We start from the raw sequence: 21,039 nt of genomic DNA on the forward strand, positions 1-21,039 counted from the left end.
GTTAGGCTGGCACCGGTTTCACCGGCCTCCTTAGCTCAGTGGTAGAGCACTCGCCTTGTAAGCGAGCGGTCGTCAGTTCAATCCTGACAGGGGGCTCCGACTTTCCGTGCCGCATCCGCCGCGACACCGCGCCGTTGGCCGATCTGAGATGCGATTGACCGCGTGGGTCGGTGAAGGGGACCGGCTGGCCGAGTTCGGTGACACTGAGCCGCAGATGCCCCAGGGTGCCGAGTTGCGGGAACTCGATGCGGTGGCTGCCGGGGATGCCACAGGTGACGAATGATCGCAGCTCAGGAGCTGCCCCCGCCGGAGAGCGGGAATCACTTGACGAGCAACGCCTTGATCAGGGGAGCGTTGAATACGCGGAACGCCCGCGCCAGTTTCCTATCGCTTGCCGACGCGCGGCTGTCCGGATGTAGGCAGGACCGGATCACGTTGTACTCGTCCGGCGTGATCAGTCCTTTGGCGGCGGTGAGCTTAGCTCTGTGAGCTGCGAAGTCGGCGTCGAGCTTGGCCTTGTGGGCCGCGACGTTGGCGTCACACTCGGCGCGGTACTGATCGACGCGTTTCTTCACCTCGGCTTTGACGCGCTGTTCAAACTCGACGGTGGTGACAGAGGCGTCCGGGGCGGTAGGCATTGCGCCGGCATCATCCGGTGCAGTGGGCGCACCGCGAGAGCGGCTGGCATAGACGCGGTGCTTGGTGCAGCAGAATCGCTGCTTGGCGGCCATCGGTCCAGGAGTGGGGGTGAATTGCTCATTGCAATACTCGCAGATACGCGGGCCGAGCCCGAACACCCCACCTGGTGGGCAGGGTTCGCCCGGAGGCGTACCAGGCTGCATGCGATTACGTTACGCGTAACGTGGGACCCCCACAAGGCCCGATTGAAAACGCCCTCGTGCTCGTCCGGCGTCGACCCGTGCTCGGCGACCTGGCACGGTAGTTGCGGTCGCCCGGGAACGCCAGGTTGATGCCGAAGCCGCCGCCGGCGTCGTCGATAGCTCGCCGGCGCGGCCAATGCAAAGGGTTCTGCAGCGGTCGATTACGGCAGCACGACCCCGGTGGCCGGGCCCAGGATGATCTGCTGGCCGCCGGGGGGCACATAGCCGCCGGTGGTCCCGTACAGGCCGTAGTCCGGGTTGAGCGGGCCGTGCCCGGTGTAGATGTCGTTGATCCAGCCCGTGGACAGGGTGTAGACGGCCTGGGTATCGCCGCCCGGGGAGTACTGGGTGAGCAGCTGCGAGACGAAGTCGATGACGGGCTTGTTGCCCAGCAGCGAGTCGACGTGCGAGCCGTTGAGCAGTTCGACCCCGACGAACTGCTGCGGGTACAGACTGGCCAGTTGATTCGTGGTGGCGCCATAGGCGTTCCATGCCTGGGGCTGCGCGGCCACCACGTAGTCGGGGATGTTGAGCGTCTTGAGGTTGGCGATCGCGGACGCGAAGGCCGTGGAGCTGTTGGCGACCCCGTCGAACATCACGACACCGAGAAGGTGGTTGGCGGAGGTGTTCGTCCCGAGGTCGGCGACGTAGTCGCCCGCGGCGATCGTGGCGAGGCCGCCACCGGCGGAGTGTCCGGTGACCAAGAAACTCTGCGGCAGCGTGCCGTGGTAACCGGCCTGGCTCGCGCTGAGGTTCAGCGCCGTCTCGTTGCCCAGGAACAACGATCCGACGGCCTGCTGCATCTGCGTGCCGCTCAGCCAGGCCCCGCCCGGCAACGGCAGCGACGACACGGTGGGGACGACCACGATGCTGTCGGTGCCGTACGCCAGGGCGGTGGCCAGGCTGCCGTACCAGCCGCCCGTCCCCAGGAAGCCGTGCTGCAGATAGATGACACCGCGGGCATCGACGGTGCCGTTTGCCTGCGTCGGGAAGTACCAGCGCGCCGGGGCGTCATAGCCGTGGGGCCCGACCCCGAGCTGCAGGTAGGAGAACCCCTCCCGGACCCCGGTCACCGGGCCGGGGGTTCCCGTTCCCTGCGTCACGCCGCTGCTGCTGGCCCCGAGGGTGCCGTTGAAGAAACCGGTGAGCAGCCTGCCCAACAGGCCGGGCCCGGTGGTCCCGGTGACGGCGGGCCCGACGGCATCTCTACCGAAGAGCGGTTGCCCCGTCAGATAGGTGAAGGGGGAGAAGAAACCCTGGTCGAAGAACTGCTGCTCCACCCCCTTGACCAGCAGCGACACATTGAGAATTTCACCGTCGATGTATGCGGTTGCCGCCCCGCTCAACGCGCCGGCGAACTGGCCGTGAAACAGGACGGTCTGCGCGGTCAGCGCTTGGAACTCCCGGGCGTAGCCGCCGAAAACGTTCGCGACGGCCACCGACACCTCGTCGCCGGCCGCGGCGACGATCGCCGTCGTCGAGGACGCCGCCGCCGCATTGGCGGCCCGCAGCGACGAGCCGATGCCCGCCACCTCCGCCGCTGCCGACGTCAACACGTCGGGGGTCGCAAACAGGTAGGACAAGGAGCCTCCCACGGGTCGTTCACCCCCCGATGGCACCGAAATGGTACTGCGACCGGCCACGCCCTCCGGCGCCTTTGCGAAATTTCTTCGAGGGCCGGGGCCCGTTACGGGTCGATGTGGTAGCGCGGCTGCCCGGCCGGCGTCACCGGCCACGGCTCGGCCGGATTGATCTTGTAGCAGCGCGAGGTGTCCGGCTTCCAGCCCTGCAGCCGGGACTGGGCGTCGTACACCGGCCCCCCGAACGCGACCTGGCAGCGTCGCCAGGTGCCGTCGGCTCTGATCGGCCCGTCGCAATAGTGCGCGGACGGCTGGGACTCGCAGCCCGCGGATGCCGGCACCTCGAAGCCTGCCCCGGCCGCGGCGAACGCCGCCACCGCCAGCGCGCTCAGCTGCAGTTTCATCGTGATGGCCTCCGGCGGTGACATAGCGGTCGAACGCAGTTCCTCCCTGCGGTCTTACATAGCCACCCGCGGCCACCCGGCAAACATCCGCCGCCAGAAAGCGCAACCCGCTGGTCGTCAGGGCAGCAGGCTGCTCACCCCGCCCAGGCCGGGCACGCCGACGGCGTCGACCATGTCCTGGGTCACCGCGACGGGGAACTGCGTCACCGCAGCGCCGATCTGATTGGCACCGTTTCCGATCGCGTCCACGATCGTCGCCGGATCGCCGGTCGGCAGGGCCTGCACGACGTCGAAGGCCGCGAACTGCGGCGCCATCATCACGTTGCGCACGTCGACGAAGAGTTCGGTCGGCAAGGACGCCGGCGGGACGGGCACCCCGTCCCAGCTCATCAGCGTCCAACCGCTCTGGGGGTCGCCCTGCATCACGACCATGCCGGTGTTGGCCAGCGGGTGGGTGAGCATGAGCAAGGGATCGGGGTTGTTGACGGTCATCAGCGTCCCGACCTCGATGGCGAATTCGCTGGAGTACGCGACGTCGGTGATCTGGCCGTTGGCGGCATGCACCGGATTGGCCATGGCCGTGGCGTACATCGTTTGCAGCGCGTTGGTGAAGCTCTGGTCGAAGACCACTCCGTTGAAGTCGACGGATCCCGGCGCCAGCATCGGCATGAGCGGCAGCCCGAGCGTCCAGGCGAGCGGCCCGGGCAGGTACAGCAGACCGGCCGGGCTCAGCTGCGGCAAGCCGTCGAAGAGGCCGGCGTTCACCTCGTTGAGGCCGGGCAGCACCTGCGGGGTCACCTGGAGCAGGGAAGCCAGCGGCGCGGCGGTCTCCTGCACCCTGGTCAACTGCGACTCGAAGATCCCGGCGTAGGGGCCCTGGCCCGCGAGCAGGTGCGCGACGGCCGTTGCCTCCTGCTGACCCAACTGGGTGAGCCCGGTTCCGGGCACACCGGTGTCGATCAGGTTCAGCGCGTTGCCGATCGACTGCCCGTGGCGCACGAAGTCGATGACGATCGGCTGCCCGCCCCCGCCGGTCTGCGCGACCACGCCGGTTCCGGCGTTCCCGACGAACAACCCGCCGCGCCCGCCGGCCGCGTCGATCGCGCCCGCGCCGCCGTTGCCGAACAGCAGCGCCTGGCCGCCGGCACCACCGACACCGCCGGCCCCGCCGACGCCGCCGTTGCCCATCAGAAAGCCGCCGATGCCGCCCGCCCCGCCCGTCCCGCCGCCGAACCCGGCACCGCCGGCGCCGCCGTTGCCGATCAGCCCGGCGCTACCGCCGTTGCCGCCGGCCAGGGCCCCCGTGCCTCCGGTCGGGCCGTATCCGTGGCCGCCGTCGCCGAACAACAGGCCGCCGGCGCCGCCGTTGGGGGCTGCCGCCGTGCCCGCGGCACCGTTACCGATCAGCGCGCGCCCGAGCAGCAGGTCGGTGGGCGCGTTGATGATCGGGTCCAGCACCCGCCCGGCCGGGCTGTTGATCCAGGCCTCGCCGACCGCGTGCGCCGGTCCGTAGACCACGGCCTGGAAGCCGTCGGCGAGGAGCGAGCGCACACCGCCGAGCAGCGTGCTGCCCGACGTCTCCGTACTCGCGTACGACGCCGCGGCGGCGTTCAGGGTGCCCACGAACTGCTCGTAGTACGCCGCGGCCTGCGCGGCCGCCGCCTGGTACTGGCGGGCGTGCGCGCCGAAGAACGACGCGGCCATCACCGACACCTCGTCGGCGCCCGCGGCCGCGATGCCGGTAGTCGGGATCGCGGCGGCACGAGTGCCGTCACTCACCGCCGCACCGATCCGCGCCAGATCCGCCGCGGCCCCCTCCAGCATCTCCGGCGCCACAAGCACAGACGACATCGCTTCCCCCCAAGCCCGCGTGTACCTAGCCATGATGGGGTCTGGGGCCGGAAGAAAACGCGCGTTTCGGAAAAATCGCGCGCACCCGGGGTTCGCGACCCCGTTACCGCGTCGACCGGCACCTGCAAGCTGCCGGCAACGACTACGCCATGGGGGCGGTCAGGGCCTTGATCGCTTGAATCTCGTTGTCCTGGAAGGCCCGTCCGTTCGGGCCCAGCAGGTCGTGGAACCACACTTTAGGGACCGCCGGGTAGGGGTGGTCCCAGGAGTCCCAGGGGAAGTAGGTCTGGGTTTTGCCGGCGACCAGGCCCCAGTTGTAGGCGCCGACGTTGTGGCGTTTGGCCACCGGCAGGATGCTCTGGACGGTGCTGCCCTGGGTGCGGGCCATGTACTCGGTGCACAGGATCGGTCGCCCCTGCGGGGTGAGTTCGGCGATGCGGCTCTCGAAGGTCGCCGGCTCGGCGTAGGAGTGGAAGGTGATCACGTCGGAGTTGTCGAGCTGGATGCCGGCGATGGCGCTGCGGCGCCCGGGATCCGACCACTGGCCCTGCCAGACCCCGCTCGTCAGCGGCTGGCTGGGGTCGACCGCGCGCGCCCACCCGAACACCTGCGGGAGCAGGTCGGCGACACGCTCGAGTTTGTCTTTCCGTTCGACCGAGCGGTAGACGCGCGCGGGATTGTCGGGCTCGTTCCACAGGTCCCAGCCCAGCACCCGGTCGTCGTTGCGGAACTGGCCCAGCACGCCGGTGACGTAGTCGTACAACACCCGCGTGTAGCGGCGGTCATCGAGCCGTTCGGCGCCCGGGCTCTGCACCCACCCGGAATTGTGGATCCCGGGCCGGGGCGCGCGCTGCCGGCCCAGTCTCGGGTGCGGGTCCCAGCAGGAGTCGAACAACACGAACAGGGGTTTGATGTTGTGGCGCGCGGCGATGGCGACGAATTGCGCCAGCCGGCCCTGAAATCCGCGGGCGTCCTGCGCCCAGAGCTGATCGTGCAGGAAGACCCGCGCCGTGTTGAACCCGGCCGAGCGCGCCCAGCCCAGCTCGGTGTCGATGCGCCGCGGGTCGTAGCTGCCCGGCTGGAACATCTCCAATTGGTTGATGGCATTCGACGGGATGAAGTTCGCCCCGACGAGCCAGCCCTGCGCCTGGTACCACCGGTTGGCCCGGTCGGGCGACCACCGGCCCGCGGCCGCGGATGCGCGGGGCACCCGGGTCACCGCCGTCCCTGCGGCCAGCAGCAGCGGCAACTTCAGGACCTCTCGGCGGCGCACGATGGGCACCATAGAGTCATTAGGCGCCGTGTTCGGCCGTGCGTGCCGGATCGCGACGCTATGTCGTGGGAATCGTTATCTTTTCGTCACCTGGGGGCGGCCGGGCCCCGCACCGCCCGCCGGCTCCTAATCGCACCGCTACTCGGAAACTGTTGCACATAAAGAACTTTCGCCGCTTCCCGCGGCGTCAGTAGAGCGGGATCCAATCTCCGAAGAACCAGTACCCCCAGCCCCCGAACTGGGAGTTGAAGACGGGAGTGGCGGTGAAGGTGTTGTAGGCGAAGGGACCGAAGTCGCTGCGAGCGGCGGCCATGTCGCGCGGCGGCCCGCTCCATGGACGGTTCCAACCGCCGGGCGGCGGCGGACCGTTCCATCCACCCGGAGGCGGGGGGCCGTCCCAGTTGGGTGGCGGGTGGCCGGGAGCCGGCCCGTCGTTCCAGCCATACCCTCGCGGCGGTGGCGGTGGCGGAGCCCCGTGATCCGGCACGCTGAAACCCTGGGGCACATCCATCGGCCCGCCCACTTGCTTGTTCGGCCGATCGTAGGCGCCGCGCGGGCGGTAAGCCGGGTGGGGAGGCTGGGTGCTCGGGGCTTGGAGGGCCGGGGCGGGCTGCCCGCCCCCCGGCGGGGGCGGAGCCTGCCCACCCGGCGGAGGCGGCGCCTGCCCACCCGGCGGAGGCGGCGCCTGCTGGCCCGGCGCAGGCGGCGCCTGCTGGCCCGGCGGAGGCGGCGCCTGCTGGCCCGGCGCAGGCGGCGCCTGCTGGCCCGGCGCAGGCGGCGCCTGCTGGCCCGGCGCAGGCGGAGCCTGCCCACCCGGCGGAGGCGGCGCCTGCTGGCCCGGTGCAGGCGGAGCCTGCCCACCCGGCTGCCCGCCCGGAGGCGGGTTCTGCGGAGCCGGCGCCCCGGCGCCCGGCCCCTGGCCGCCCGGACCACCGCCCCCCTGGCAGTTCGGGCACGGCGGTGGGGTTGGGTCCTGCGGCGCGGCCTGGGCGAGCCCAGCGGCCAGCGACATTGCCGAGATGCCGACACCCGTGGCGACCGCCGCCGCGCCGGCCACACGCTTCATAGACATACCTGCGTCCCCTCTGGGGCTTGGGGCCCCGACCGTGCTGGTGGCCTGCGCTACGGGCAGGTCACGTCCATCTCGAACGGCTTGGTCACCGGCTTCGGCTGCTGCGGGTTGCTCATGTCGACGCCCGTGGCAGTGCCCTTGATGGCGTAGGACTTACCGTTGACGGCGGCCCCCGCGTTGCCCGCCTGGTTCGGCGCGGCGTCGGAGAAGCCGAGCGTGACACCGTTGACGCTGCCCAGGCCGACCGAATGGACGATCGGCGGATTACCGTTGCTGACCACCGCGCCGACCCCGTCGGAGGCGTCGCCGATGCCGATGTTGACGTTGTCGCCCGACGGGGTGCACGAGACCTGTCCGCTGACGTTCTGCTTCTGACCGCCGACGACGACCTGGGTGCCCGGCGCCGCCGAGCTCGACGCGCCACTGGTGGACTTGTTGCTCGAGCAGCCGGCGCAGGCCGCGACCGCCATGGCCACTCCGGTTACCCCGACCGCGATCCCACGCTTCACTACCGCTCTCCTTCGTGTCGCTGCCCGCCGTCCGGCCACGGGTGTCCTGGCCGCTCCCGCGGATACCCCGTACCAGGGGCTGCGAAACGACAGGTGCCCGCGGCTGCGCTCTGCGCTACCGCGCACCCGATGGGCGCAAGCGAATGCCCTGTGGCCCAGCGGTTTCCCATGCCGACGCGGCGGGGCCGGCCGAGCCCGAGGCGGTCACTCGCGGTTGGCCGCGACGGGTTCGCGCTCGAGCTTGAGGAAGTTCTTGATCCCGAAGCGGGCGAACTCGCGCCGTCGCCGACCCGCTCCACCACCACCGGCGTACTGTACGTCTTTCCCGAGCGGCGGCCCGTGTGCTCGATTACCCCTGCGTACCGATAGTGCTGGCCGGCGACCAGCTTCATCGCCGGGTTCAGCACGTGTTTGTTGAACACGCGCACCCGGTCAAGGACCATGTCGAGGACCATCTGCCGCTCCTTGAGCCGAGAGCCTGGAGCCTGGAGCCACGCTAAGACGCCCGCCGCGGCGGCCCTAGGTGGCTGGTGTTTTTCGCGTGGCGTTGACCGGGTAATCGGGTGCGGTCGGCGAGAATGGTTGGGTGAGTTTGGGTTTGACGCCGAAACAGGCGGATTTGTGGCGGTCGACGGTGGATTTCTGCGAGGGCCGGGTGGCGCCGGACTCGATTTACAGCGTGCTGCACCGGGAGTGCTTCAACTTGTTCGGCGATGAAATGTTCGCCGACTTGTTCACCGATGTCGGCCGGCGCAGCGTGCCGCCGATGATTGTGGCGGTGGTGATGGTGTTGCAGCGCATCGAGGGGCTTTCGGATCGGGAGGCGGTGGATCGGTTCGCGTTCGACGCGCGGTGGAAGTATGCCGCGGGCGGGCTGGACTTCGATTATCCGGGGTTTGTGCACACCGTGTTGGTGGACATGCGCGCGAGGCTGGCCCGCTCGGATCGCCCGGACCGGATCTTTGAGGTCACCCTGCAAGCGGCCAAGGCGGCCGGGCTGGTGGGCCGTAAGCGGGTGCTGGACTCGACCCCGCTGTATGACGCGGTGGCCACCATGGACACGGTCACATTGATCCGCTCGGCGATCCGGGGACTGCTGGCGGTCGCCGGCGCGGAGCTGCAACCCGCGCTGCGGGCGCGGCTGTCCCGCGACGACGACTACGTCAGCGCCGGCAAACCGGTGTGTGACTACGACGACGTGGCGGCGCGCGAGGCGCTGGTGGACGCGCTGGCCCGCGACGCGTCTGCGCTGCTGGCCTGCCTGGATGAGCAGGCGCTGAAGCCCGAGGTGGACAAGGCGGCCAAACTGTTGGCCACCGTGGTCGGCCAGGACCTCGACCAAGACGCCGCCGACGGGATATTCCGCATCGCGCGCCGTGTGGCCGCCGATCGGGTGATCTCCACGGTGGACCCGCAGGCACGCCACGGCCACAAGACCTCCGCGCGGGGTTTCGACGGATACAAGGGTCACATCGCGATCGACCCCGACGCCGAGATCATCACCGCCACCGAAGTCACCGCCGGCAACGCCGGCGACGCCCAACCCGCCACCGACCTGCTGGCCGGCGACCTACCCACTCCGGTGACCAGCGACACCAACACCGCCGACGGAGATTGCGTTGATCCTCAGGACGACTCGAGCCTCGGTGCAAGTGCTGGCACGACGACCGCGGCCAGCGCGGTCGGTGATGGTGATGGCGACGGGAGCGCCCCCAGCGTGTGCGGAGCCCAAGACCAGCGATGCCCGGCGGTTTACGGCGACGCCGCCTACGGTGCGGGCAAACTGCTGGCCGTGTTGGAAACCGCGGGCGCGGAAATCTTCACCAAGGTGCAGCCACCGACCGCGCCGGGTGGCCGCTACGCCAAGGACCGCTTCGTCATCGACCTCGACGTCGGCACGGTCACCTGCCCGGGCGCGGTGACCGTGCCGATCCGCCCGGCCAAGGGCGGCGGCGGCAACGCGGTGTTCGGCCCGGCTTGCGCCTGCTGCCCACTGGCCGAGCAGTGCACCAGCTCAACCGCCGGGCGCACCATCGCGATCAGCCGCTACGAGGCCGAACTCACCCGTGCTCGCACCACCCAAGCAGATCCGGGCTGGGTCGCCGACTACAAGGCCACCCGGCCGAAAGTGGAACGCAAGATCGGCCACCTGATGCGCCGCCGCCACGGCGGCCGCCGTGCGCGCGTGCGCGGCACCACCAAGGTCGCCGCCGATTTCTCCCTGCTGGCCGCCGCGATCAACCTCGCACGCCTGGGTGTGCTCGGATTACACCGGGAAGGCGCAAACTGGGCCGCCGCCACGACCTGAGGCCGGTCGGCGATGCCAACCGGCCCACCAGGACCGCCTGTAGACCAGCCAAGCAACGGAATCGCCAATCCCGACAACCGAATTCACCCGAGCTAGGAACCGCTCACGACCACACGAGCATCGCCCAATAGCCCGACCGGTCAACCAGCGCCCCCACAATGGCCGTTCGACACCAGCCACCTAGGGTCTTTGGACACCACCGGCCTCGACATGCCGGGCGAGGAATTCGAGCACCGCCCCGGCGAAGACGTCGTTGCGATCCCCGGCGACCATGTGCCCCGCACCGCGCACGTCGGCGAACTCGACCTGCGGGAAGCGTGCGAGGAATTCGTCGGCGCGCTCCTGGCTGACGAGATCGCTCATCCGCCCACGGACCAGAAGCATCGGCACGCCGCCTGCCAGGATCGTGTCCACGGCGGCGTGCATGCGCTCGACGTCGGTGACCTCCATCGCCGGGTGCGCCGCGGTGCCGCTGATGAACTTGGGATCCCAATGCCAGTACCAGCGATCGCCACGCCGACGCAGGTTGGTGGTCAGCCCCCCGAGATCGGTCGGCCGGGGCCGGTGCGGGTTGTACTCGGCGATCGCGTCCGCGACCTCGTCCAGGGAGCCGAACCCCGATTCCACCCGCTCGGCCATGAAGGCGTGGATGCGGCTCGCCCCGGATTGCTCCATGTTGGGCACGATGTCGACGAGCACGACCGCGCTCGCGATGCCGGGCGCGATCTCTCCCGCCAGCAGCATCGAGGTGAACCCGCCCAGGGACGCACCCACCAGCACCGGCTTCTCCGGTAGGCCCCGCAGCACTTCCTGCACGTCGCGGGCGAAGCTGATGACGCGATAGTCGCCCTCGCCGGACCAGTCGGACTCCCCGTGGCCGCGCAGGTCGACCGTGACGGCCTGCCACCCGCGTTCGGCGACGGCGCCGGCCGCCTTGCCCCATGATCGGCGGGTCTGTCCGCCGCCGTGCAAGAACACCACGGCGCGGGCCGCCGGATCCCCCAGCCGGTCGCAGGCGATGCGCACACCGCCCGGCGCGCGCGTCGTGAACGGTTCTGGCGCCCGCACGGCTCCGGTCCCATCAGCGGCCATCAGGAGATATTAATTCGCAGTCCAGATGCCGAGTCGGAGCAACCACCCATCCCCCCCGCGCATGTATCCGCCCAACATGTTCTTCACGTCGGAGTCGGTCACCGAGGGGCATCCCGACAAGTTCTGCGACCAAGTCGCCGATGCGGTATTGGACGCCTGCTTGTCGCGGGACCCCGAATCCAGGGTGGCCTGCGAGGCCTATGTGACGCTGGGCGTGATGATCATCGGTGGGGAGATCACCACGCGGGCACAACTCGACGTGGACGGGCTGGTCCGCCGGCTGGGCAACGAGATCGGTTACACCTCAACGCTGTACGGCTACGACGTCAACACCGCGGGCATCCTGCAGGCCTTCCATCGGCAGTCGCCCGACATCGCCGGGGCGTCGCCCGCGCCGGCGACCGGCTCGGTGCCGGCGACCAGGGAACGATGTTCGGCTACGCCTGCCGCCAGACCGAGGAACTGATGCCGTTGCCGATCCTGCTGGCGCACCGGCTGGCGATGCGACGCCGTCGCCCGTCCGGTCCTCGGCGACCTCGTCGACGACAACACCACGTTCGCGGTGAACGGCGCCGGTAAGTTCCTGGTCGGCGGTCCGCAGGCCGACACCGGACTGACCGGCCGCAAGATCGTCGTCGACACCTACGGCGGCTGGGCGATGCACGGTGGCGGCGCCTTCAGCGGCAAGGACCCGACCAAGGTGGATCGCTCAGCCGGCTACATGGCGCGCTACGTGGCCAAGAACATCGCCGCCGCCGGGTTGGCGGAGGAGTGCCTGCTGCAGCTGGCCTACTGCATAGGGCAAAGCGACCCCGTGTCGGTCATGGTGAACACCTACGGCACCGGCAGACTCGCCGATGGCGCTCTCTCGGCGCTGGTGCGAGACGTCTTCCCGCTCTCGCCGAAGGGCATGATCGGCCATCTGCGTCTGCACCAACCGATCTACCGCACGACGGCAGCCTACGGTCATTTCGGCCGTCCAGGCTTCAGCTGGGAGAACGTCGACGCCGCCGAGGCGCGGCTGGCCAGGGCGGCCAAGTTCGAACGGTGCTGAAGCAGGCCGGTCAGGGCACGGGCCATTCGTGCACCGGAGCATCGGTGCGCGCGTTCTCCGCGTACCGCCGGGTCATTTCGTGCAGCGCCGCGCCGCGCGCCATACCGCGGTCCTCGAGGTGGCCAACCACCTCCGCCTGCCACACCGCACCGGTGCGCCCGGACCGGACGCGGGCGTCGATGACACCGAGGTACCGGTCGCGGTCCTCCGCATCCACGTCCCAGGCGTCCAACCCGGCCGCGGCCGCCGGCAGCAGCGTTCCGAGGATGATCTCGTCGGCCGGGTATTCGGCGTCCCGCCACCACAGCCGGGCCGCCAACCCGTCGCGGGCCGCGCGGTACAGGTTCTGCTCAGCCGCCGTGAAGGGCAGCTGCGTCCACGGGGCAGGATCACTGTCAGCGATCGAGCGAACCAGACCGTAGTAGAACGCCGCATTGGCGATCATGTCGACCGCGGTCGGCCCGCTGGGCAGCACCCGGTTCTCGATGCGCAGCTGTGGGCGGCCCGCCTGCACGTCGTAGACCGGACGGTTCCAGGGCCATACGGTGCCGTTGTGCAGCCGGAGCTCACCCAGCCGCGGAGCGCACCCGGCAGCAAGGGCGGCGTCGGGGTCCTCGCCTTCCAGAATCGGCAGGAGCGGCGGGAACAAGCGGACGAGGTCGTCGAAGAGTTCCACCGGTCCGTGGATCCACCGGTCGCCGAGTCGCACCCGCGCCGGTGCGCCGGCCCGAACCTCGCTGGGGTGGCGGGTGTCGAGCAGTTGCTCGAGAAATGTGATGCGGGTTTCCTGCCAGGCGTGGCGACCGAGCAGATACGGCGAGTTGCCGGCCGCCGCCACCTGCGCCCCCGCGATCGCGGTAGCGGCATTGTAGTAGTCGGCGAATCGGTCCGGCGGTACCCGCAGGTGCAGCTGCAGACTGGTCGTCGCGGCGTCGGGGGCGGCCGAGTCGGTGACGAATTCCACCGGCTCGCAACCGTCGCCGATGCGCACCTGGAACAACCTTCGGCGAGCGGCCCGCAACCGGCGGGACAGCAGTGCGTAGCGGGGGTTGGCCGAGACCCGCTCGATGGTCAGTTGCTCCGCACTGAGGGTAGGCAACATCCCGACGGCGACCAGCCGGGCACCGAGTCGCTCGATCCGGGCCCTGCCCCGGTCGAGGACGTCGGCCAGGTCGCGTTCGCTGTCACGCAAGACGCAGCCCCGCAGCCGCCGGGGGGCCAGGTTCAGCTCGACGTTGAACTGGCCGAACTCCGGCTGCATGTCCGCGCGGCCGAGGCACGCCAGCACCGCGCCGTTGACCAGCCGCGGCCGGCCCAGCGGGTCCGTGAGGTCCAGCTCCACCTCCATGCCAATGGAGTCCTCGTGGTCGACGAACCAGCCGTGCGCCACCATGTGGTGCAACGCGGCCACGCAACGCTCCAGCCGCTGCCGCACCTCGGGCTCATGGCCGACGAGCAGGGCGGATGCCTCCACGCGGTCACCCACGGCGCACCTCCTCGCGGCGGTGTCGGACTTCAACGGCCACCAGACCATGATGGCGCAACCGCGCCGGTCACGCAGACCGTCTGCGCCGCCGGGCCGGCGACACGACCGCCGTGTCGGCGGGCCTCAGGATCCGGAGTCGCCGTCCCCGGAGCGGTGACCGCCTCGCCACATCGTGGCGAACCGGCGGGCGATGCGACCTAGCCGGATTCCCGGTCGCTGGGAACTCTTCAGTTTGCCCAGGGCCTGTTCCCCCTCGACGGCGTAGTCTTCGACCGTTTCGTCGCCTTCTTCAGCACGCATTTCTGCCTCCTCGGGTGTCTGACACTCGGGCGGTTCCGGCGGCTCTGCCGGAGCCAATCGTTCGGGCGTCTCCTGTAGTGCGCCGCGGATCACTGCCCTCGATCAGTTCGAAGCCGCCTACCCGCCGCTCCCCGGTCCTCAAACCGCTGCCGGCGTCGGAACGGGCGCCGCCGGGGTCATTGCCCGCGTCCGATCCGGCGATCACCCGAAAGCCGAAACCGTTTCAGCACATGCTCCCGGCGTACCTGGACCCGACGTGGCTGCGGCACCTGCCGGTGCTGCCGCTGGATCGGTCGTTCGTCACCACGGTGGTCCACGCCGACGACGTCGCCGACGCGTTCGTCCGCGCGATCGAGCGCCGCGCGGGGGGCGCGTTCAATCTCGCCGGTGAGCCGCCGGTGCACCGCGAGGACGTCGCGGATGCCCTGGGCGCCAAGCCGGTGCACGTCCCGGCGGCGTGGATGCGGCCGTTGGTGCGGCTCAGGTGGCTGGCGCGGCTGCAGCCGATCGATCAGGGCTGGTTCGACCTGGCCTTCTCGGCGCCGCTGCTGGACACCCGGCGGGCGCGTGAGGTCTCGACTGGTCACCGCAGTGGATGTCGGACCGGACGCTTTCGGATGTGGGCCAGGGGTTTTTGGACGGCACCGGCACGGACAGCCCGGTCCTGGCCGCGCGTTCGTTCCTGGCCGCGGTCGGCCGCAACGTCACCAAGGACCCGCTGACCACCCGCCCGGTGCCCTAGCGGCGTCAGTGCTCGTCGTAGTGCCCGCCGTGCGCCGCGTGCCGGCACCCGTCGTGCACGTAGTCGACGTGGTCGCCGTGGGGCACCGCGACGTGGCCACACCCGTTACCGTGGACGTGGTCGTGATGTTCGTGCACGGTGTGGCCGGCCGGCTCGCACTCGTCGTAGTGGTCCCCGTGGTGCCGATGGAGGTGACCCTCGTGGACGTAGTCGACGTGATCCGCGTGCGGGATCGCGACGTGGCCGCACCCCTCGCCGTGCACGTGCTGGTGTCCTGCGTGGGTGTGGTGGGTTGCGCTGGTCATCGCCTGTCACCGCCGTCCTCGAAGCTGTTGGTGCACGCCCACTTTAGTCGCTCCGGGCTACACCGGACATGGCCTTAAGTCACCTGTTGCTTGCTCGCCTTGACCGGCGCGGCGCTCGGCGGCGCCTGCCACGGATTGCCGCCCAGGCCGCCGCGTACGGTGCGGGCGGCGACCAGCACCCAGGTGAAGAGCAGTCCGGCATAGGCAATGGCCGCGGCGACAGTGAAGGCGGGCAGCTGCGTGTGCGCGGCGAGCTGGGACGTGCCCGTGACCAAGGTTCCGACCGGAATACATGCACGTCACCGTGCGCAGGCAGTCGCCCCGCAGCGCCGGCAGCACCTCCGCCGCCCGTCGGCGCACCGCGTCGATCTCGCGCCCGTGCACCGTACGGTCGATCGTGTCCGGGTTGCACGGGCTTCCCTTGCGCGCGAACGCCACTTTCACCCCGCCGCGTGGCCCGTCGATCGCCGGAAAGCCGTAGAGGCTTGTGCCATCGGCATTTTCGGCGATGAAGATGGGGTGATCCTCGAATTCGGAGACACCGCCGACCGGGTCGAGCCAGTACATCACCGCGCGCTCCACCGTGATCGGCACAGCGAGGGATTCCGGATCGGGGGTGAAAGTCGGGAACCGCGCGCATATCTCGGCGGCGTCGAGCACCTCGTGCGGCAGATCCCACCGCCGGGCGGCGCGCAGGCCACCGGCCACGGTCGGGCCGTCGGGGGCCCCGATGAAAAGCCCGCCGGTGAGCCGGTATACGTCGTGTCCGGAGTCGACGGCCAGTCGCTCCCACAGCTCATAGGCACGCAGCAACAGCGGAACGTAGCCGGGATCCTCGAAATAGGCCTGGCGGATGATCCGCGACCCGCCGTGGCTCGAGCCCCGGTCATGGACGCGCTGGTGGCGCTCCAGGCCGAGAACGCGGTGGCCGCGGGCGGCGAGATGGCAGGCGGCGGCGCTGCCCATGCCCCCCAGACCGATCACGATGACGTCGTATCGCGATGCGGCGCCGGTCATCCCAGCTACCTCCAGATCCAGCCCGCTGGTTTCGGCGGGACGTACCGTCGAATCGCCGGTGCGGTTTGCGCACTCCAGTGTCGCATCCATTGTGAGCGGGGTGCTGGATGCGCCGAACGGGCCGCACCACTACCATGGGGTCACACCGCCGGGCGCCGTTACACGCCGGCTCCCATTTTCGCTGCGCCCGAACGCAGTTCACGCGCGATGTTCGAGCCCCTGGAGGGAACATGCACCACATGGGACACCACCTCGCCCGCGGCGTGCGCATCGCCGCCGGCCCGGCCCTGGCCGTGGCCGCGCTGCTGGGCTTTGCCGCACCCGTACCCGTCGCGCTGGCCGATGTGCGCCAAAGTGCCTGCGGCACAACTGCCCGGTGCCCGCTCGGCCCGGCCCCGGACGGCGGGGATCAAGGCACCGCCGAGCGGCAGATCATGAACGGCTACGTCGACAACGAGAAAGGGTGCAGGCCGGACGCGTCGCCCGATCCGCATTCCGTGACCTGGGACCCGCCGGGCTTCCAGCCCAAAGTCGGGGGTTCGGGAAAGGTCACCGACGCCGATCCGCACCTGGGCGGGCAGTTTCGCGCCGACTGGGTGAACGGTCACTGGCACATCGAGTACCCGCACTGCTGACCTGGCACTTCGATCCCGCCGCCACTTCGATGTGGTTGTATCGGAGCGCGTTACGGCCAATCGCGTCGGGGCCGGCGGCAGCGCCGGATTCGGTGTCTCGGCCCGGTAACGGAGAGGCCCCGATCTCGTGGATCGCGTGCCCGCCGTGAGACATTCCGGAGATGTGCGCGGCGAAACCTGCTGGTAGCGTGGTTGCGGCGGTCGCGAAGGCCGCCGATCCGCCAGGGGGAGCCCCGTACCGTCGCCACGTTCTGCTTTGGGGCTTCGCAGCAAGCTACCGCATACTGGGAGCCGTGCCAGAAGTGACCTCGCCGCAAACCGCCGACGCGGTCCCGGGCGGTGCCCCGGCCACGACTCGGGGTCGCTGATGGCACGCTCGGGCGCTCACCACCGTCATCGGGCGGTCAAACAACCGTCGGCGCTGCGCAAGGCGCTGACGCGCGGCTTGATGACACTGGTCTCGGTGGCCGCGGTGACGCTGACCGGCGCGGGATACTACGTGGCCCACGGCGCGCTGGGCGGCATCACCGTTTCACAGGCGCTCAGCCCGGAAGACCCGCATTCCAGCGGCGACAGCATGAACATCCTGCTCATCGGGCTGGACTCGCGCAAAGACCAGGACGGCAACGACCTGCCCTGGTCGATCCTGAAGCATCTGCACGCGGGTGATTCCGACGACGGCGGCTACAACACCAACACGCTGATACTGGTGCACGTCGGCGCCGACGACAAAGTGGTCGCCTTCTCGATCCCCCGCGACGACTGGGTGCGGTTCAACGGGGTTCCCGGCTACAACCACATCAAGATCAAAGAGGCGTACGGGCTCACCAAGCAATACGTCGCGCAGAAGCTGGCCAACCAGGGCGTGAGCAGCCAGCGAGAGCTGGAGACCAAGGGCCGCGAAGCGGGCCGGGCGGCGACGTTGCGCGCGGTGCGAAACCTGACCGGTGTTCCCATCGACTATTTCGCCGAGGTCAACCTGGCGGGCTTCTACGACTTGACCAAGGCGCTGGGCGGTGTCCAGGTGTGCCTCAAGCACGCCGTCTACGACTCGTATTCCGGTGCCGACTTCCCCGCCGGGCCCCAGACGCTGGACGCCGCCCAGGCGCTGGCGTTCGTCCGGCAACGTCACGGCCTGGAAAACGGCGACCTGGATCGCACCCACCGCCAGCAGGCGTTTCTGTCGTCGGTCATGCACGAACTGCAGGAGTCGGGCACCTTCACCAACCTGGACAAGCTCAAGAGCCTGATGGCGGTGGCGCGCAAGGACGTCGTCCTGTCGGCCGGCTGGAACGAGGAGCTGATCCAACGCCTCGGCGAGCTGGCCGGCGGCCCCAACGAGAACCGGGTCGAGTTCCGGACGCTGCCGGTGGTGCGCTACGACAACATCGACGGCCTGGACGTCAACATCGTCGATCCGGCGGCGATCAAGGCCGAGGTGGCCCGGGCGATCGGCGCCGCACCGCCGACGACCCCGACCACCACGACCGCCGCCAAACCCAGCCCCGACACCGTCGTCGACGTGATCAACTCGGGCAGCATCAGCGGGCTGGCCACAGAGGTCTCCCACGCGCTGAAAAAGCAGGGCTACACCTCCGGCCAGGTCCGCGACCGCGAGTCCGGCGAGCCCACCGCCACGACGCTCGACTACGGCGTCGGTGCGCAGACCGATGCGCGCAACGTGGCCACCCTGCTCGGCCTGGACGCGCCGAAGAACCCCGATCCCTACCTCAAGCCCGGACACATCCGCGTGACCCTGGCCACCGACTACTCGCTGCCGGCCCAGGACGAGACCACCGACGAGAGCACCACCACCACGACGTCCAGCAAGGCCAGCTCGTACGGGTACTGGAGCACCAGCACCTACCCCACGCCCGATCCGGGCAAGCCGATCGACGGCGGCGGGGTGCCCTGCGTCAATTAGGCCCGGGGCCGCTCAGGCGTGGGTTCCGCCGTCGATCCGGATCTCGGTGCCCGTGATGAACGCCCCGTCCTCGGACACCAGCATGGCGATCACCCCGGCGACCACCGCGGGATCGGCCATGCCCGCACCGCTGGACTCCACCGTGGTGGGCAGGATCGGCATCAGCCTGGAGAACAGCGACCAGTCGGCGTCCTGCGGGATGTAGCCGCCGGTGGCATCGGTGATCCCCGATTTGATGCTGCCCGGCGCCACACACACCGCACGCAGGCCCTTGCGCGCGTATTCCAGCGCCAGCGAGTGCGTGAAGGCCTGGATCCCGCCCTTGCTGGCCGCGTAGGCCGCCATGTACGGGTGGGCGAACGCCGCCGAGGTGGAGCTGAAGTTCACGACCGCGCTGCGCGGGTTGGCCAGCAGCGCCGGCAGCGCCTCGCGGACCACCAGGAACGTGCCGGTCAGGTTGACACCGACGATCTTGTTCCACAACTCCAGGGTGGTGTCGTGGGTGTGCGCGGCGCGCAGCATGCCGGCGGCGTTGACGAGCGAATCCAGGCCGCCCAGCGCATCCACGGCCCCGCGCACGCCGGCGGTCACCGAGCCCTCGTCGGCGACGTCCATCTCGCACGGGACGAACCGCTCGGCGGTGCCGTCCTGGGCGGCCCGGGCCCGCGTGGCGTCCAGGCCGTCGGCGGCGATGTCGGCGGCCACCACCGCGGCACCCTCGTCCAGCAACCGCAGCGCGGTGGCCTGGCCGATCCCCGACCCCGCTCCCGTCACCAGGATCCGTTTGCCCTCGAGTCGCTTCATCTGCCGCTCCCGTTGTCTCCTCCGTAGGCGTGCCCATCATCGCAGGGCCGGGACGAGGCAAGGTAGACGCATGGACATCGGATTCATCGGCCTGGGGAACATGGGCCGCGGCATGGCCGCGAACCTGCTGCGGGCGGGCCACCGCGTCACCGTCTACAACCGCTCGCCGGGAAAGGCCGAGGCCCTGGTCGGGCAGGGCGCGACCGCGGCGGGCTCCGTCGCCGAGGCCGCCGACGCCGACGTCGTGTTCACCATGCTGGCCGACGACCCGGCCGTCGAGGACGTGACGCTGGGCGCGGGCGGCCTGGTGGCTTCGCTGCGGCCGGGGGCCACGCACGTGTCGTCGAGCACGATCAGCGTCGCCCTCTCGGAGCGCCTGGCGACGGCCCACACCGCGGCGGGTCAGGGCTATGTTGCGGCACCGGTGTTCGGCCGGCCCGAGGCGGCCGCGGCCGCAACGCTTTTCGTGGTCGCGGCCGGCGTCCCGCAGGTTCTCGAGCCGCTGCTGCCGTTGTTCGAGGCGATCGGCCGGCGGACGTTCGTGGTGTCCGAGCAGCCCCACACCGCCAACCTGGTGAAGCTGAGCGGCAACTTCCTGATCGCCTCGGTCATCGAGAGCGTCGGCGAGGCCGTGGCGCTGGTCGCCAAAGCCGGCGTCGACAGGTCGCAGTACGTCGACATCCTCACCTCGACGCTGTTCGCCGCGCCGGCGTACCAGACCTACGGTGGGCTCATCGCGCGCCGGGAATTCGAGCCCGCGGGGTTCGCCGCGCGCCTCGGCCTCAAGGACGTCCGGCTCGTGCTGGCCGCCGCGGAGCAGCTGCAGGTGCCGCTGCCGGTGGCCAGCCTGCTGCGCGACCGGCTGCTCACCCTGGTGGCGACCGGTGGTGGCGAGCTGGACTGGTCGGCGCTGGCGATGCTCGCCGACCGGGACGCCGGGACGGGGTCAGACCACCCCGCGTAGCCCGTCGGCGCCGAACGCGGGTTCCAGCATCGCGGAGAAGTCCGGGCCGCGGCGCAGCATGTGGCCGCCGTCGACGTTGATGCACTGGCCGGTGATCCAGCTCGCCGCGTCGCTCAGCAGGAACATCGCCAGGTTGGCGACGTCTTCGGCCTCGCCCGGCCGGGGCAGCGGGGTGCAGATCCGGTAGTCCTCGCTCAGCTCCGGCGACCCGGTGATCGGCGCGACCAGATCGGTGCGGATCAGGCCCGGGCGGATGCTGTTGACGCGCACCCAGGACGGGCCCAGCTCGTCGGCGGCCAGCATCATCATGTGGTCCACGGCCGACTTGGTCACCCCGTAGGCGCCGAACCAGCGGTGGGTGTTGCTGGCCGCGATCGACGAGATCCCGACGAACGACCCGCCGCCACCGCGCACCAGCTCCCGGGCGGCGTGCTTGAGCACGTACATGGTGCCGTTGACGTTGAGGTCGACCGTGCGGCGCCACGCCTCCGAGTCGACCTGGGTGATCGGGCCGATGGTCTCCGACCCGCCCGCGCAATGCACGACGCCGTGCAGCCGGCCCTGCCACGCCGTCGCGGCCTCCACGGCGCGGGCGGCCTCCTCCTCGTTGGTGATGTCGGTGGGCTCGTAGCGGATCGCGCCGCCCGCGTCGAGCGCCTCGACTTCCTGCACGGCGGCCGCGAGCCGGTCGGCGTTGCGTCCGACGATCATCACGGAGGCCCCGGCGGCGACCAGCCCGGCGGCCACCCCCTTGCCGATTCCGCTGCCACCACCGGTGACGAGATAGGTCCGGTCCTCGAAAGAAAGCTGCACGCAAAGCCCCTCACGCCGAAACTGA

General features: G+C 70.2%; 20 protein-coding genes, 1 tRNA gene and 1 pseudogene. 8 read left to right on the top strand and 14 right to left on the bottom strand.

The window, feature by feature from the left end:
* The first annotated feature begins 24 nt into the window (after positions 1 to 24).
* Together ACJ512_RS26560 and ACJ512_RS26565 are read left to right on the top strand one after the other, a co-directional pair.
* Positions 25 to 96 (top strand) — tRNA-Thr (locus tag ACJ512_RS26560).
* A 52-nt stretch (positions 97 to 148) separates the two neighbouring features.
* Positions 149 to 283, top strand: a complete 135-nt coding sequence (locus ACJ512_RS26565; protein WP_407687228.1) for a hypothetical protein — start codon at positions 149 to 151, stop codon at positions 281 to 283.
* A gap of 37 nt (positions 284 to 320) precedes the next feature.
* Here the strand turns inward: ACJ512_RS26565 and ACJ512_RS26570 are convergent, their stop codons facing one another.
* The 7 genes from ACJ512_RS26570 to ACJ512_RS26600 all read right to left on the bottom strand — a co-directional run bounded on the left by ACJ512_RS26570 (position 321) and on the right by ACJ512_RS26600 (position 7,570).
* On the bottom strand, positions 321 to 731 hold the full coding sequence (locus ACJ512_RS26570; protein WP_407687229.1) for a hypothetical protein: 411 nt from the start codon (positions 729 to 731) through the stop codon (positions 321 to 323).
* Positions 732 to 1,042: 311 nt separating this feature from the next.
* The gene (locus ACJ512_RS26575) at positions 1,043 to 2,464 is read right to left on the bottom strand and encodes a PE family protein (RefSeq protein WP_407687230.1); all 1,422 of its coding nucleotides are present in this window, start codon (positions 2,462 to 2,464) and stop codon (positions 1,043 to 1,045) included.
* A gap of 104 nt (positions 2,465 to 2,568) precedes the next feature.
* On the bottom strand, positions 2,569 to 2,865 hold the full coding sequence (locus ACJ512_RS26580) for a CDGP domain-containing protein (RefSeq protein WP_407687231.1): 297 nt from the start codon (positions 2,863 to 2,865) through the stop codon (positions 2,569 to 2,571).
* Positions 2,866 to 2,982: 117 nt separating this feature from the next.
* The gene (locus ACJ512_RS26585) at positions 2,983 to 4,716 is read right to left on the bottom strand and encodes a PE domain-containing protein (RefSeq protein ID WP_461479891.1); all 1,734 of its coding nucleotides are present in this window, start codon (positions 4,714 to 4,716) and stop codon (positions 2,983 to 2,985) included.
* Between the two features lie 142 nt (positions 4,717 to 4,858).
* Positions 4,859 to 5,989: a glycoside hydrolase 5 family protein gene (locus tag ACJ512_RS26590; protein WP_461479892.1), complete on the bottom strand. Its 1,131-nt coding sequence runs from the start codon at positions 5,987 to 5,989 to the stop codon at positions 4,859 to 4,861.
* A 187-nt stretch (positions 5,990 to 6,176) separates the two neighbouring features.
* On the bottom strand, positions 6,177 to 7,055 hold the full coding sequence (locus ACJ512_RS26595; RefSeq protein ID WP_461479893.1) for an MAP_0585 family protein: 879 nt from the start codon (positions 7,053 to 7,055) through the stop codon (positions 6,177 to 6,179).
* A 56-nt stretch (positions 7,056 to 7,111) separates the two neighbouring features.
* Positions 7,112 to 7,570, bottom strand: a complete 459-nt coding sequence (locus ACJ512_RS26600) for a lipoprotein LpqH (protein ID WP_407689765.1) — start codon at positions 7,568 to 7,570, stop codon at positions 7,112 to 7,114.
* A gap of 586 nt (positions 7,571 to 8,156) precedes the next feature.
* Here ACJ512_RS26600 and ACJ512_RS26605 point away from each other — a divergent pair.
* Positions 8,157 to 9,878: a transposase gene (locus tag ACJ512_RS26605; protein ID WP_407689781.1), complete on the top strand. Its 1,722-nt coding sequence runs from the start codon at positions 8,157 to 8,159 to the stop codon at positions 9,876 to 9,878.
* A 180-nt stretch (positions 9,879 to 10,058) separates the two neighbouring features.
* On the opposite strand, the gene ACJ512_RS26610 is transcribed toward ACJ512_RS26605, so the two are convergent.
* On the bottom strand, positions 10,059 to 10,970 hold the full coding sequence (locus ACJ512_RS26610; RefSeq protein ID WP_407689052.1) for an alpha/beta fold hydrolase: 912 nt from the start codon (positions 10,968 to 10,970) through the stop codon (positions 10,059 to 10,061).
* A 61-nt stretch (positions 10,971 to 11,031) separates the two neighbouring features.
* Here ACJ512_RS26610 and ACJ512_RS26615 point away from each other — a divergent pair.
* A pseudogene (locus ACJ512_RS26615) lies at positions 11,032 to 12,024 on the top strand (methionine adenosyltransferase).
* Between the two features lie 10 nt (positions 12,025 to 12,034).
* Here ACJ512_RS26615 and ACJ512_RS26620 read toward each other — a convergent pair.
* The gene (locus ACJ512_RS26620; protein WP_407689051.1) at positions 12,035 to 13,510 is read right to left on the bottom strand and encodes a hypothetical protein; all 1,476 of its coding nucleotides are present in this window, start codon (positions 13,508 to 13,510) and stop codon (positions 12,035 to 12,037) included.
* Positions 13,511 to 13,633: 123 nt separating this feature from the next.
* Positions 13,634 to 13,810 carry a hypothetical protein gene (locus ACJ512_RS26625; RefSeq protein ID WP_407689050.1) on the bottom strand — a complete coding sequence of 59 codons (177 nt, stop codon included), beginning with the start codon at positions 13,808 to 13,810 and terminating at the stop codon, positions 13,634 to 13,636.
* A gap of 230 nt (positions 13,811 to 14,040) precedes the next feature.
* Between ACJ512_RS26625 and ACJ512_RS26630 the strand changes: the two genes are divergently transcribed.
* Positions 14,041 to 14,532 carry a Rossmann-fold NAD(P)-binding domain-containing protein gene (locus ACJ512_RS26630; protein WP_407689049.1) on the top strand — a complete coding sequence of 164 codons (492 nt, stop codon included), beginning with the start codon at positions 14,041 to 14,043 and terminating at the stop codon, positions 14,530 to 14,532.
* Positions 14,533 to 14,557: 25 nt separating this feature from the next.
* On the opposite strand, the gene ACJ512_RS26635 is transcribed toward ACJ512_RS26630, so the two are convergent.
* On the bottom strand, positions 14,558 to 14,857 hold the full coding sequence (locus ACJ512_RS26635; RefSeq protein WP_407689048.1) for a hypothetical protein: 300 nt from the start codon (positions 14,855 to 14,857) through the stop codon (positions 14,558 to 14,560).
* Positions 14,858 to 14,914: 57 nt separating this feature from the next.
* Positions 14,915 to 15,874: an FAD-dependent oxidoreductase gene (locus tag ACJ512_RS26640; RefSeq protein WP_407689047.1), complete on the bottom strand. Its 960-nt coding sequence runs from the start codon at positions 15,872 to 15,874 to the stop codon at positions 14,915 to 14,917.
* Positions 15,875 to 16,113: 239 nt separating this feature from the next.
* Here ACJ512_RS26640 and ACJ512_RS26645 point away from each other — a divergent pair, with 239 nt between their 5' ends.
* Positions 16,114 to 16,509, top strand: a complete 396-nt coding sequence (locus ACJ512_RS26645) for an integrase (protein ID WP_407689046.1) — start codon at positions 16,114 to 16,116, stop codon at positions 16,507 to 16,509.
* A gap of 367 nt (positions 16,510 to 16,876) precedes the next feature.
* Entirely contained in the window at positions 16,877 to 18,433 is a 1,557-nt protein-coding gene (locus tag ACJ512_RS26650) for an LCP family protein (RefSeq protein ID WP_407689045.1), read from the top strand.
* Positions 18,434 to 18,445: 12 nt separating this feature from the next.
* Here the strand turns inward: ACJ512_RS26650 and ACJ512_RS26655 are convergent, their stop codons facing one another.
* Positions 18,446 to 19,237, bottom strand: coding sequence for an SDR family NAD(P)-dependent oxidoreductase (locus ACJ512_RS26655; protein WP_407689044.1), 792 nt, complete (start codon positions 19,235 to 19,237; stop codon positions 18,446 to 18,448).
* A gap of 70 nt (positions 19,238 to 19,307) precedes the next feature.
* Between ACJ512_RS26655 and ACJ512_RS26660 the strand changes: the two genes are divergently transcribed.
* The gene (locus ACJ512_RS26660; RefSeq protein ID WP_407689043.1) at positions 19,308 to 20,201 is read left to right on the top strand and encodes an NAD(P)-dependent oxidoreductase; all 894 of its coding nucleotides are present in this window, start codon (positions 19,308 to 19,310) and stop codon (positions 20,199 to 20,201) included.
* On the opposite strand, the gene ACJ512_RS26665 is transcribed toward ACJ512_RS26660, so the two are convergent.
* Positions 20,184 to 21,014, bottom strand: coding sequence for an SDR family oxidoreductase (locus ACJ512_RS26665; protein ID WP_407689042.1), 831 nt, complete (start codon positions 21,012 to 21,014; stop codon positions 20,184 to 20,186). The genes ACJ512_RS26660 and ACJ512_RS26665 overlap by 18 nt on opposite strands.
* Positions 21,015 to 21,039: the final 25 nt, after the last annotated feature.

This window comes from Mycobacterium cajalii (genome assembly GCF_045809005.2).
In the GTDB taxonomy this organism is placed as follows: domain Bacteria; phylum Actinomycetota; class Actinomycetes; order Mycobacteriales; family Mycobacteriaceae; genus Mycobacterium.

Bases quoted from the DNA above. Each gene is read 5' to 3' on its own strand.
- ACJ512_RS26565 (WP_407687228.1), top strand. From the start codon at position 149: ATGCGATTGACCGCGTGGGTCGGTGAAGGGGACCGGCTGGCCGAGTTC.
- ACJ512_RS26570 (WP_407687229.1), bottom strand. From the start codon at position 731: ATGGCCGCCAAGCAGCGATTCTGCTGCACCAAGCACCGCGTCTATGCC.
- ACJ512_RS26580 (WP_407687231.1), bottom strand. From the start codon at position 2,865: ATGAAACTGCAGCTGAGCGCGCTGGCGGTGGCGGCGTTCGCCGCGGCC.
- ACJ512_RS26585 (WP_461479891.1), bottom strand. From the start codon at position 4,716: ATGTCGTCTGTGCTTGTGGCGCCGGAGATGCTGGAGGGGGCCGCGGCG.
- ACJ512_RS26595 (WP_461479893.1), bottom strand. From the start codon at position 7,055: ATGAAGCGTGTGGCCGGCGCGGCGGCGGTCGCCACGGGTGTCGGCATC.
- ACJ512_RS26610 (WP_407689052.1), bottom strand. From the start codon at position 10,970: ATGGCCGCTGATGGGACCGGAGCCGTGCGGGCGCCAGAACCGTTCACG.
- ACJ512_RS26625 (WP_407689050.1), bottom strand. From the start codon at position 13,810: ATGCGTGCTGAAGAAGGCGACGAAACGGTCGAAGACTACGCCGTCGAG.
- ACJ512_RS26630 (WP_407689049.1), top strand. From the start codon at position 14,041: ATGCTCCCGGCGTACCTGGACCCGACGTGGCTGCGGCACCTGCCGGTG.
- ACJ512_RS26635 (WP_407689048.1), bottom strand. From the start codon at position 14,857: ATGACCAGCGCAACCCACCACACCCACGCAGGACACCAGCACGTGCAC.
- ACJ512_RS26640 (WP_407689047.1), bottom strand. From the start codon at position 15,874: ATGACCGGCGCCGCATCGCGATACGACGTCATCGTGATCGGTCTGGGG.
- ACJ512_RS26645 (WP_407689046.1), top strand. From the start codon at position 16,114: ATGGGACACCACCTCGCCCGCGGCGTGCGCATCGCCGCCGGCCCGGCC.
- ACJ512_RS26650 (WP_407689045.1), top strand. From the start codon at position 16,877: ATGGCACGCTCGGGCGCTCACCACCGTCATCGGGCGGTCAAACAACCG.
- ACJ512_RS26655 (WP_407689044.1), bottom strand. From the start codon at position 19,237: ATGAAGCGACTCGAGGGCAAACGGATCCTGGTGACGGGAGCGGGGTCG.
- ACJ512_RS26660 (WP_407689043.1), top strand. From the start codon at position 19,308: ATGGACATCGGATTCATCGGCCTGGGGAACATGGGCCGCGGCATGGCC.